Origin of the sequence: Rossellomorea sp. y25, assembly GCF_038049935.1 — a bacterium.
Lineage (GTDB): Bacteria > Bacillota > Bacilli > Bacillales > Bacillaceae_B > Rossellomorea.
Genome location: NZ_CP145886.1, coordinates 3,796,156 through 3,808,286 on the forward strand (window position 1 = coordinate 3,796,156; position 12,131 = coordinate 3,808,286).

Annotated in this window: 11 protein-coding genes and 1 riboswitch; all 11 genes read right to left on the minus strand. The window is 42.4% G+C overall.

Annotated features, from left to right (window positions below; all coding sequences use genetic code 11):
* Positions 1-61 precede the first annotated feature (61 nt).
* A complete protein-coding gene (locus AAEM60_RS19205) occupies positions 62-1,627 on the minus strand; it encodes a Na+/H+ antiporter NhaC family protein (RefSeq protein ID WP_341356890.1) in 1,566 nt (521 codons plus the stop codon).
* A 115-nt stretch (positions 1,628-1,742) separates the two neighbouring features.
* Positions 1,743-1,925: riboswitch (Lysine riboswitch) on the minus strand.
* 79 nt (positions 1,926-2,004) lie between these two features.
* Positions 2,005-2,769 (minus strand): sporulation protein YunB, encoded by a 765-nt coding sequence (gene yunB / locus AAEM60_RS19210; RefSeq protein ID WP_148970790.1) that lies wholly within the window; start codon positions 2,767-2,769, stop codon positions 2,005-2,007.
* A gap of 59 nt (positions 2,770-2,828) precedes the next feature.
* A complete protein-coding gene (locus tag AAEM60_RS19215) occupies positions 2,829-3,941 on the minus strand; it encodes an HD-GYP domain-containing protein (RefSeq protein WP_341356891.1) in 1,113 nt (370 codons plus the stop codon).
* A 192-nt stretch (positions 3,942-4,133) separates the two neighbouring features.
* Entirely contained in the window at positions 4,134-4,436 is a 303-nt protein-coding gene (locus AAEM60_RS19220; protein ID WP_299743686.1) for a DUF1805 domain-containing protein, read from the minus strand.
* A 56-nt stretch (positions 4,437-4,492) separates the two neighbouring features.
* Entirely contained in the window at positions 4,493-5,845 is a 1,353-nt protein-coding gene (locus AAEM60_RS19225) for a bifunctional UDP-sugar hydrolase/5'-nucleotidase (protein ID WP_341356892.1), read from the minus strand.
* A gap of 27 nt (positions 5,846-5,872) precedes the next feature.
* A complete protein-coding gene (locus AAEM60_RS19230; protein ID WP_299743680.1) occupies positions 5,873-6,697 on the minus strand; it encodes a sulfite exporter TauE/SafE family protein in 825 nt (274 codons plus the stop codon).
* Positions 6,698-6,718: 21 nt separating this feature from the next.
* Positions 6,719-7,561: a DUF72 domain-containing protein gene (locus AAEM60_RS19235; RefSeq protein ID WP_299743677.1), complete on the minus strand. Its 843-nt coding sequence runs from the start codon at positions 7,559-7,561 to the stop codon at positions 6,719-6,721.
* Between the two features lie 152 nt (positions 7,562-7,713).
* Positions 7,714-9,111, minus strand: coding sequence for a Fe-S cluster assembly protein SufB (sufB, locus tag AAEM60_RS19240; RefSeq protein ID WP_148970815.1), 1,398 nt, complete (start codon positions 9,109-9,111; stop codon positions 7,714-7,716).
* A 39-nt stretch (positions 9,112-9,150) separates the two neighbouring features.
* Positions 9,151-9,591, minus strand: coding sequence for a Fe-S cluster assembly sulfur transfer protein SufU (sufU, locus tag AAEM60_RS19245; protein ID WP_044338168.1), 441 nt, complete (start codon positions 9,589-9,591; stop codon positions 9,151-9,153).
* Entirely contained in the window at positions 9,581-10,810 is a 1,230-nt protein-coding gene (locus AAEM60_RS19250; protein ID WP_299743667.1) for a cysteine desulfurase, read from the minus strand. Before AAEM60_RS19250 ends, sufU begins: the two co-directional genes overlap by 11 nt.
* Entirely contained in the window at positions 10,810-12,120 is a 1,311-nt protein-coding gene (gene sufD, locus AAEM60_RS19255) for a Fe-S cluster assembly protein SufD (RefSeq protein WP_341356893.1), read from the minus strand. The genes AAEM60_RS19250 and sufD overlap by 1 nt, the downstream gene beginning before the upstream one ends.
* Positions 12,121-12,131 lie beyond the last annotated feature (11 nt).

Genomic DNA, 12,131 nt, shown 5'->3' on the forward strand with positions numbered 1-12,131 from the left:
ACATCAAGTGAAAATTGCATAAAAAAACCAGGAGCCGATGAGCTCCTGGTTCTTCATTTCATTATTGTTCTGATACAGCCGGTTTTGCTTTTTCACCAAACAGAAAAGCGAATGCCAGGATTAAAATAATCACAACTCCTAAACCAAGTAACGTGCTACCAGTGAATCCCAGTACAAGGTATCCAATTGAAGCAGCAACCGCTCCGATCAATGCATATGGAAGCTGTGTGAGAACGTGATCGATATGATTGCTTCCTGCTCCAGTTGAGGAAAGGATCGTCGTATCTGAGATTGGAGAACAGTGATCTCCCAATACGGATCCAGCTAAAACGGCTGCCATAGCAGGCAATAAGATACTTACATCTGTCGCTGCTGCAATTTCCCCGGCGATCGGCAGTAAGATACCAAACGATCCCCAGGATGTCCCTGTGGAGAACGCCATGATTCCGGCAACTAAGAACAAGATGACCGGAAGTGCCTGCATCGGTAAGCTGGATTGTTCAACCAGACCCGCAAGATACGTACCTGTTTGCAATTGATCGATCAATGTTACGATCGTCCATGCGAAGATAAGAATGTAAACGGCTGGCAGCATGGATTTGATTCCTTCCACTACTGCTACTCCAACGGCTTTGCCTTCAATTCCTTTCAAGCTGACTTGACGAAGGAAGAAGATCAGCGCAACAAGGAGACCGAATAATCCACCATATAATAAAGATTTCGTTACATCTGTATTTTCAAATATCGGCAGGATGTCAAATGATCCGACGGCTTGATACCCTGTCCAGAGCATCATTCCGATTGTACCGATGACCAGAGCCACGATTGGCCAGACAAGATCTCCTACTGATCCTTTCGAGCTTACAGGCAGATCATTTTTCAATTCGCCTGGAATCTCTTTTTCAGGGTCATAAAGGGCTCCTGTTTCAAGGGCTCTTACTTCATGCTCTTTCATTTTTCCGAAGTCCAAGCCTTTAGCAGCAACCATGATCACAAGAAGGACAGCTGCCCAGACGTAAAGGTTCATTGGAATCATTTGAACGAATGCTGAAAATGCTGTGTATTCAGTGATGCTGTGTGCAGCAAGAATCGAACCGATAATCCCGATAATGTACGCTCCCCAGCTTGAGATTGGTGAAACGACACAAATCGGTGCCGATGTGGAGTCAATGATATAGGCTAGTTTTGCACGTGAAATTTTGTGGCGATCCGTAATGGGTCTCGAAACCTGTCCTACAGCAAGGGCGTTAAAATAGTCATCAATAAAAATTATGATACCTAAAACGGCTGCAAGAAGCTGTGCCCCTTTTCTCGTTTTCACACGTTTCATAGCCCATTCACCAAATGCGCGGCTACCGCCGGAAATGTTCACAAACGCCGTGATCACACCAAGAATAAGTAAGAAGAAAATAATATAGACATTCCAGGTGTTGAGTGCTCCATCTGCGACAAAGATGCCTTTAAAGGCGTCCCACATAAAGCTGAATGTTTTTGTAATTGAGAAATCTGCTAACAGAAAGGCAGACGCAACGATTCCTACTCCGAGTGAAAGTAGAACCCGTCTCGTAAGTATAACCATAAGAATGGCTAAAAGGGGTGGTAATAGTGAGTAAATCGTGTTTTCCATAGTGTCCTCCTCCTATTTGATAGGGGGGAACCATCGTAGCATGACAGAGGATAATAAAAAAAGGCAACGATAGAGAAACTATCATTACCTTAGTAAGTAATTTAAGTGCTCCATCACGATCTGTAGCTCCCCATTATAGAGATTCCCCTATAATGACAGTGTTATCCTTCTTCAAGATAACCCCAGCAAATACACCTTCGACATGCATATTTACTTCGGCAAAAGTTCCCTTTCATCTGTTCTCCCAGTTGTCATCCTCAAACAGCATACTCTTGAACCCTGCGCCTCTACCCCATCGGACTGATGATGTGGTGTGTTATTAAATTTTCTTTATTAATATAACAAACTATCATTCTTTTGACAACTTTTTTTCCTGACTAATTTGTGGGAATTTCAATGGATGGGCTGGATTCACCTCCACCATTGTTATAAAACTGTGGTACATCCAGGTGAACGGTACCCATGGCAACCAGGATATCCTGCTTGATGGTTTCCGTTTTCGTTGCAAATGGAATGATGATCTGGACATTGACTTCAAGCTCGACAAACACTTTTACAACAGCATTATTGATCCCAAATTGCTCTACTGTCGTTTTAATATCGGAACGGACATCCCCGATCGAATGAAAGCGAATGGGCACTTTTGGACCCAGATTACCGAGTAACACGTTGTTGGTCGCCTGACCAAGAGGCACCGAGTAAGTGATGCCCTTCGCTGCTTTAGATTTCCCTTCATCGATTTCCACTTCGGTAATAAATTCCAGGTTTTCTAAATTTCCTTCCTCTGCTTCCTGCAGGTTTTGCTGTACTAAGTTTGTGATTTCTGCCTGAACCCGGTTGATTGTCTGAGTATTGTATTTAAATGAGACAATATCGCCTTCTGTATTCTTCACTTCTTCCGTTATATCCGAAATATCAAGAACATCGGCAATTTTTTTGTTAATTGCTTTATTGATAACTAACGTACCGATCCTGCTGGTCTGGGTCTCAGCATAAGCAAGAAGTGTCGGTTTTAAACCTTTATTAATGATCCACAACCCGAATCCAGTAGATATCATAAAGAATAGAATCGTAATGATCATCACATATCGAAAAGGTAGCGGCCCTCCTCTTCGGGGTTTGTATGTTTTAAACTTTGACAAAAAAATCCCCCCTTACAAGCTATTTGTATGCACAGTAAGAGGGGTTTAACGCAAAAAAATTATTTAATTTTTAGAGATTGGGGTTCATAATCCGGGTCAAACCCGGTAATCACCTTATCTAATTCCGTGCTTAAATCAATGGGATAAGGGGTTTGTAATTCCTGTCCGTCTTCTTCGATGATCCGAATCACCGGTCGATCCGTTACCCCTTTATTTTGATCTGTCACTATTCCTTTTCGGCCATCATTCAGCTCCACAACCATCCCATTTGGATAGATGGCAACAGAAGACCTGAAGGCTCCGATTACATTTGTATCAAACAGGGTGCCGCTGCCTGCATATAATACCTCCAACGCTTGATGTGGAAGCATGGCTTTCCGATACACACGATTAGACGTCATGGCGTCAAATACATCCGCCACTGCAATGATTTTTGCAAACGGATGAATATCCTCGCCTTTGATTCCCCGTGGATAACCGGATCCATCAAGCCTCTCATGATGCTGATAAGCGCAATGAGCAATGATCAAAGACACAGAATGAAGCTGTCTCAGAATCTCAAAGCCGTGTTCAGAATGCTTCTTAATTTCAGAGAACTCGCCTTCTGTCAGCTTACCTGGCTTCAATAGAATCTCCTCTGGTACCAGCATCTTACCGATATCATGCAAAATCGCTCCCACCCCTAACTGCTCGAGCTGTTTAGCAGAGAGCTTAAGTTCAAGACCAATTGAGAGCGTATACAATGTAACATTAAATGAATGATGAAAAATATAGGAATCATATGTGAAAACATCTGTCAAAATGGTTAGGAGATCATGATTTGCCTTTACTTCAGACAAGACTACATCAATCACCTGCTTCAATTGCTTAGCACTATCTTCAATCATGAGCGCACTTGGCGCCGTTTTCGATGCGCTTAATTGATTAAAGGCCATTTCAATATTGTTTACAGCTTGCTGTCTCACTTTATTCGAAACGGTCCCATTTACATGGATTCCGCTCGAAAGCGAGTCTTCAATATAGACATACTGAATACTAAGCTCCTGCAATCTATAAATCATGCGTTCTGTTATCGGAACGTTATCATGAATTAAAGCTTGACCTCTCATATTATATACGGTTGTAGCTAGAACCATGCCCGGTTTCAAAGCCCTAGTTGATATAAGCCTCATAGAATTCTCCTATGTAATTCTTTCATTTTTCGACAAAATTTCCTAGTATCTCCATTATAAAGGATAAAAACGTTCTTGCAAGGTGTATTTCCTTGTATATTGTTAATTATTCATGAAAGAATATTGATGGTGTCCTCCGACACCAAAACAAAAACCAGCGCCCTCAAAAGAGCAACTGGTCCTTCTTGACACTTATATCATTTTTAACAATGCATCCCGGCCGATCATGCCCGGTGTGATGCCGCGATTTTCTGCTTCTATGGTGATGGATTCAAGAGGGGCATCAAGTAGCTGATCGATTGTTTTTACACCGACGGCTCTTCCTGCAATGATTCCTCTGTCTTTTAACTTCTCATTTAGTAACGCTACGTCCAGTGCTCCACACATTATATATCCTATATCACTCGTCACAACGAGGAGATTGGTTTTGGGCAGTTCAACAGAAATCGCTAAAAAGGTATGTCCCTGAATGGTAATCGGAAATACATTCATCATGTTTCATCGCTCCTTTCACTCATATGTATGACGCGGAAAAGGAAACGGTGAAACATTTACTGCTTTAATTTCCATTCAAGAACATCTCGTAAAAACTCAGGCATAAAGTATTTTTTTTCTAGTCTTTGAAGGTCAGGAAAGAAGTGTCCAAACGTGAACATATCAGGTAAGGCAAGCTTGTACACTTTCTGAGAATCGATCGGCTTGTTATCGATTAAGATTTCATGGTCTCCGAATTGAACATTCGTGTATACAAATCGTCCCATCACTTTGCCTCTGAACCCTAACCCTTTCACTTGAAGATGCGGCCATTCCTCATTAAATGTTTGTTTAATGATTTCCTTAAGCTCCGCCCCCTTCACCTTAATCAGGCAGGGATTGATCGGATGAGGCAGGATGCGATGCAAATCCTGTTTCGTCACCGATCCCTCACTCAGTCCATCGATGAGCAAGCCTGAATTAAGAAAGGCACAATCAGCCCGGCACCATTCAGCAAGGGCATCACATAAAACGTTCGGAAGCGGGGATGGATTGAACCAATCCACGGATAAGGATTTCGTAAGAGATGATACTTCTTTTCTTAACAAATCCTCTCCTGCCTGATACCACTCCAGGCTTTCCTGTTCTTCCTTTTCGACAGAGGGAAGCTCGTGCTGTTCATAGAGCTGTGCTTTTTTCCCTATGATGGTTTTATTGGTTATATCAACCTCAATCATCATATGCCCAACATAATGACCAAACTTTCCTGCTGCGCCAAGCATCGTTCCCTTAATTTCTTTTCCTTGATGAAGTACATGATGGGTATGAGCTCCGAGGATAACGTCAATCTCAGGAAATTGTTCTGCAATCACCTCGTCATCCCTTATCCCTAAATGTGAAAGAAGGATTATCATATCCACCTGTGGATGAAGCTCTTGAACCAACTTCTGCAGTTCATCCATTGGAGATGTAATATTCCAGCCGAGAGCTTCGTAAAATGGTTTGAAATAGGCTGTCAATCCAATGACCCCTATCTTCATTCCACTATCCGTTCGAAAAATATGATAAGGCTTTAACCAGCTTGGATGTAGTCCAGACTGATCTAATAGATTGCCTACAATCACGTGAAAATCGGCATGATCATAAAGGCTGTTTAAATCTACATAGTCCAGTGTAATACCTTCATTGTTCCCGATCGTTACAGCATCAAAGCCGACTTCATTTAGAAATTCGATGTTTCCTTTTCCTAAAGTCGCTTCACTTAATGGATGCCAGCGGTCCACATGATCTCCGATATCAAATAGATAAACAGGATCCCCTTCATCAAGATGCCATTGTTTTCTCATTTTCAAAAAATCCCGAATCCTTGACCAATGTTCAAAATGACTGTGAAGGTCGTTTGTATGATAAATATGAATGGTTTCTCTCACTATTTGCTCACTCCTATTGGAGGTATGTTATCCTGTAATGCCTTGGTAAATCAATCGAATTCCAATTAAAATTAAAATAATGCGTAAAATACTCACTAATACTTTCGATTCAAGTTTCGTATTTAAATAGGCCCCGGACTTAGCTCCAATCCAGGCCCCAGGAATAAGGGCAAGAGCATACAACCACTTTACATTGCCTAACATGATATGTGTACCTGAGCCAACCAACGCAGATAGAAAAATCATGAACATGGATGTGGCAACGGCTACATGGGGAGGAAAAAGAAATACTAAGATCATGGCAGGTACCATTAATGATCCGCCACCAATGCCAAATAAACCTGACGTAAATCCAACTACAAAAGCAATAGCCCCTCCTAATAAAGGAGGATACCCATAACGAAAGGTCTTTCCAGCGGGATCCGTAAACTTCCGTTGAAAGGAAGCATCCTTGAATTTCTCAATAGGCTTTAACTTGTTTCGGACCATGAGAATAATGGCGATCAGTATCATGAAAATGCCGAAGTATAAATTAAAGCTTTCCATGTTCAATCCCTTGTTTACCCACGCTCCCAGTATTGAACCCGGCCCACTGCCTGCAAAGAAGATCAAACCGCTTTTATAATCTACGGTCTTGTGCTTTAGATAGGCCAGGGTGGATGATAACCCTGTAAAAATCATAATGACCAATGATGTTCCTACTGCTGTCTGAGGGTTCATTTCTTCTATCAAGCTTGTATATGTACCGAAATAAATGAGGGCAGGAACAATGATGACGCCTCCGCCCAATCCGACGAGGGATCCTATTGCTCCTGCTAAAAGTCCGATTGATAGAAGAACAATCCATTCCATCTGTCTTTCATCTCCTGTCAGCTAAAATAAATCCAGTTGCTTTGGTGCAAGTCCTCCATATTCAATGCCTAATAATTCAATGAGCTCTTTCGCGTTATCAGCGGCATCTCCACCGGAATTATTATTGAAAAGAATATAAAGATCGTTAGAGGTTTTGTGCAGCTGATAAATATGCGGAATCCACTCCTCTAATTCAGCACGATTATAGCGATATAAATAACGAACCTCCCGCCAATCTCCTCCATTCGGTTTATTCCAGCCATACAGATTCCTGCCGTGAAACCGAATAAGAGTCGCATCTTTATGAGTGGCTTCCAAGACCCGCGGTACAGATCCTTCTCCTGCCTGAGGTTCATCGCAAATGCTATGGATCCACCCTTCCTTTTTCATAAACGTTAACGTCTTATCCCGAAACTGTGGTCTGAACCAGCTTTGATGACGGAACTCAAGCGACAGGGGGAACCCTTTTAATTGTTCCCGGCAGTACCGGATATAGTCAACATGTTCCTTATTACAATCGTACCAAGGGGGAAATTGAAGCAGTACCATCGCTAACTTACCTGAATCTACGTATGGAGCAAGGGATTCTTTAAAGGCCCTAAACATCTCTTCCTTTGTTTCGAAAGGGATTTCTCCCCGCTGATGTCCCGTCATACCCTGATACGCTTTTACTATAAACTTAAAGTCCCGGGGTGTTTCCCTTACCCATTTTTCAGCATTTCGAATAGGCTGGACAGCGTAGAAAGTTGTATCCACCTCGACGATGGGGAAATGAGCACCGTATTCTTTTAGTTTGTCTCTAGGGGAAACATTTTCATAAAGGGTATCATGATCTCCCCAGCCTGTTACACCTATGTATATCATCTTCATTCACCTGCTTTATTATGAACATGTCCATTTTATCATAAGGGGAATGGAAATTCTTATGTTTGAATGGATTGAGGAAGAATCGTAGTGATTATTGGAACCAGAAAAAACTCCCCTGATGAGACATCAAGGGAGTTTGGTTTAAAAGATTATCCGATTGAACCTTCCATTTCGAACTTGATCAGGCGGTTCATTTCGACTGCGTATTCCATTGGAAGTTCTTTCGTGAATGGCTCGATGAAGCCCATTACGATCATCTCTGTTGCTTCTTCCTCTGAAATACCGCGGCTCATAAGATAGAATAATTGTTCTTCAGACACTTTTGATACCTTCGCTTCGTGTTCTAACGAGATGTTATCGTTAAGAATTTCGTTGTAAGGGATCGTATCGGAAGTTGATTGGTTATCCATGATCAGCGTATCACACTCAATATTTGAACGTGCGCCTTCCGCTTTACGGCCAAAGTGTACAATTCCACGGTACGTTACTTTACCACCATGCTTGGAGATGGATTTAGAAACGATTGTAGAAGAAGTATTTGGTGCCAAGTGAATCATTTTCGCTCCGGCATCCTGATGCTGGCCTTTACCTGCCAATGCGATGGATAGTGTCATACCTCGAGCGCCTTCACCTTTAAGGATAACCGCCGGGTATTTCATCGTTAATTTAGAACCGATGTTTCCATCCACCCATTCCATCGTTGCGTTCGCTTCACATACAGCACGCTTGGTAACCAGGTTGAACACGTTGTTCGCCCAGTTTTGAATCGTCGTATATCGGCAGTACGCATCTTTCTTGATGATGATTTCAACGACTGCAGAGTGAAGTGAATTCGTTGTGTAAACAGGTGCTGTACAACCCTCAACATAGTGAACACTTGCGCCTTCATCCACGATGATCAGTGTACGCTCGAATTGACCCATGTTCTCTGAGTTAATGCGGAAATAGGCTTGAAGTGGTGTATCCACCTTGATTCCTTTAGGAACATAGATAAAAGATCCACCGGACCATACCGCTGAGTTAAGGGCAGCGAACTTGTTATCCGTTGGAGGAATAACCTTTGCCCAGTGCTCGCGGAAAAGTTCTTCATTCTCTTTAAGAGCAGAATCTGTATCTTTAAAAACGATCCCCATGTCTTCAAGATCTGATTGCATGTTGTGGTATACAACTTCTGACTCATATTGAGCAGAAACCCCTGCAAGATACTTTTGCTCTGCTTCCGGAATACCTAATTTATCAAACGTCTGCTTGATTTCTTCAGGTACTTCATCCCAGCTGCGTTCTGACTTTTCAGAAGGCTTCACATAGTAAGTGATCTCATCAAAGTTCAGTTCCTGCATGTCACCGCCCCATTGAGGCATAGACATATTATAAAAATGCTCAAGTGACTTCAAACGGAAATCAAGCATCCATTGAGGTTCTTCTTTCATGCGGGAGATTTCTTCTACGATTTCACGCGTCAAACCACGTTTGGAACGAAAAATTGAGACGTCTTTGTCGCTGAATCCATATTTATAATCTCCAATCTCAGGCGCTTTCTTAGCCATGTTGATTCCTCCATTCTTTGGTAGTGCCGAAGGAGAGCATTATTCCTGCTCTTCCTCTGACACTCCTTTTTCCATCGCTTTCCATGCCAATGTCGCACATTTGATACGGGCAGGAAATTTCGCGACTCCTTGTAATGCTTCAATATCTCCTAAATCCACATCGTCGTCATAGTCATTGCCTTGCATCATATCAGAGAAGATCTTGGAAAGCTTCAATGCTTTCTCAATCTCTTTCCCTTTAACCGCTTGTGTCATCATTGAAGCAGAAGCCATGGAGATCGAACAACCTTCTCCATCGAACTTCGCATCCTGAACGATACCATCTTCCACCTTTAAAGTCAGGTGTATGCGATCTCCACAAGTAGGGTTATTCATATCGATGGTAAAGCTTCCATCTTCTAAAGAACCTTTATTTCGTGGATTCTTATAATGATCCATGATGACTTGTCGATATAACTGATCTAAATTATTAAAAGACATCGCTGAAAAACTCCTTTGTCTTCAATAGGCCTGCAACAAGTTTATCAATATCTTCTTCCGTATTATAGAGGTAGAAGCTGGCACGTGCTGTTGCGGATACGTTCAACCACTTCATCAGAGGTTGTGCACAGTGATGACCCGCGCGAACGGCAATCCCTTCAGCATCAAGTACGGTTGCCACATCATGCGGATGAACATCATCAATGTTAAACGTAACAAGACCTGCGCGTTTTCCGGGATCACTTGGTCCGAAAATTTTCATGCCTTCAACTTCATTCATTTTCTCCAATGCATAAGCCGCAAGCTTATGTTCATGTTCTTCAATGTTATGAAGTCCTACTTCTTCAAGGAAATCAATCGCAGCTCCAAGTCCAATGGCACCTGCAATGATCGGTGTACCACCTTCAAACTTCCACGGAAGCTCTTTCCAGGTGGATTCTTGAAGTCCGACAAAGTCAATCATTTCTCCACCAAATTCGACCGGTTCCATTTTGTTCAGGTGTTTTTTCTTACCATAAAGCACTCCGATTCCTGTGGGACCTACCATTTTATGACCTGAAAAGGCAAAGAAATCACAGTCCAAGTCTTGTACGTCGATCTTCATATGTGGAGCGGCCTGTGCTCCGTCAACGACCATGACTGCACCATTTTCATGAGCAATCTTGGTGATTTCCTTAATTGGGTTCATCGTACCAAGCACGTTTGAAACCATCATGATCGAAACAATTTTCGTTTGAGATGAGACGGTCGCTCTGACATCTTCAATCGCTATCGTTCCATCTTCTTGAAGAGGTACATATTTTAAAGTCGCTCCGGTTTCTTTGGCTAACTGCTGCCAAGGAATGATATTACTGTGATGCTCCATGTGAGTAATCACAATTTCGTCACCCTCGGTAAGGTTGGCGCGACCGTAGCTTGCTGCAACTGTATTGATTGCTGTTGTCGTCCCACGGGTAAAGATTACTTCTTGAGTCGAGGAAGCGTTAATGAAATTACGGACCTTTTCGCGGGCACCTTCATATCCATCTGTCGCTCTCGTCCCAAGAGTGTGAACACCCCTGTGAACATTAGAGTTATATCCACGATAATAATCATTCATCGCTTCGATAACTGAAACTGGCTTTTGTGATGTTGCGGCACTGTCAAGATAAACAAGTGGATGGCCATTTACTTCCTGGTCGAGAATCGGAAATTGTTTACGAATCTCTTTTACATCCATTAGTTTACTTTCCTTTCGATAACCTCAACAAGTTGTTTCTTAACTCCTTCAATCGGTAATTGTTTCACCACTGGAGCCAAGAAACCATGAATAACCAGACGTTCCGCTTCATGCTGCGGGATACCACGACTCATCAGGTAGTATAGTTGCAATGGATCCACTCGACCCACAGACGCAGCATGACCTGCCGTTACGTCATCTTCATCGATAAGAAGAATCGGGTTTGCATCTCCACGTGCTTTTTCGCTAAGCATCAAGACGCGAGACTCTTGCTCTGCATTCGACTTAGACGCACCGTGTTCAATTTTACCGATACCATTAAAGATGGAAGATGCTTCGTCTTTCATTACTCCATGCTTAAGGATGTATCCTTCAGAGTTTTTACCGAAGTGAACAACCTTTGTCGTGAAGTTTTGTTTCTGTTTTCCGCGTCCAACAACAACCGTTTTTGTATCTCCGTATGAGCCATCGCCCATTAGGTTTGTTACGTTTTCAGAAACGGTGTCTCCATCGTTCATCAATCCAAGAGCCCACTCGATGCGTGCATCTCTTTGTGCAACTCCACGACGGTTAACGTAAGTCGTTAATCCGCTTGCTAGATTATCCACCGCACCGTACGCCACTTTCGCATTATTATTTGCCACAACTTCCGTTACGATGTTGTATACGCCACCTTCTACATCTGTAGTAGAAATATAGTTTTCAACATACGTGACAGAGCTATTGTCTTCAGCAACAACCAATACGTGGTTAAACATCGCCACTTCAGCATTGTCATGGACGTATACCGCTTGAATCGGTTGGGTTAATTCTACGTTTTTCGGAATGTAAAGGAATGCCCCTCCATTCATTAACGCTGCATGAAGTGCTGTTAGCTTATGCTCATCCGTTTTAACGCCTTCAGTCATGAAGTACTTTTGAACAAGTTCACTATGATCCTTCACTGCTGTAAAAATATCCGTGAAAATAACACCGTTATCCTTTAATTCGTTCGAAAGAGAAAGAAAAGCAGGTGTATTATTACGTTGAATATATAAACTTTGGTCTGTGCTTTCCAAATCAACTAATGCTTTAGCTTCATCCGGCAGCTCACTCAATGATGAAAACGCATCACTTTCCACAGTATGCTTCTGGAATTGAGTAAAATTCCAATTCGTGATTTTTGTTTTATCAGCAACTGGAAGGCTTAGATCCTTTACTTTATCAAAGGCATCTGTACGAAGGGTTGTTAACCATTCTGGCTCTCCAAGTTGTTTTGAGTAGGAGCTGACATAGTCCTGATCTACTGGTAGTTTCGTTTCTACAGTCATTTTCATCCCCC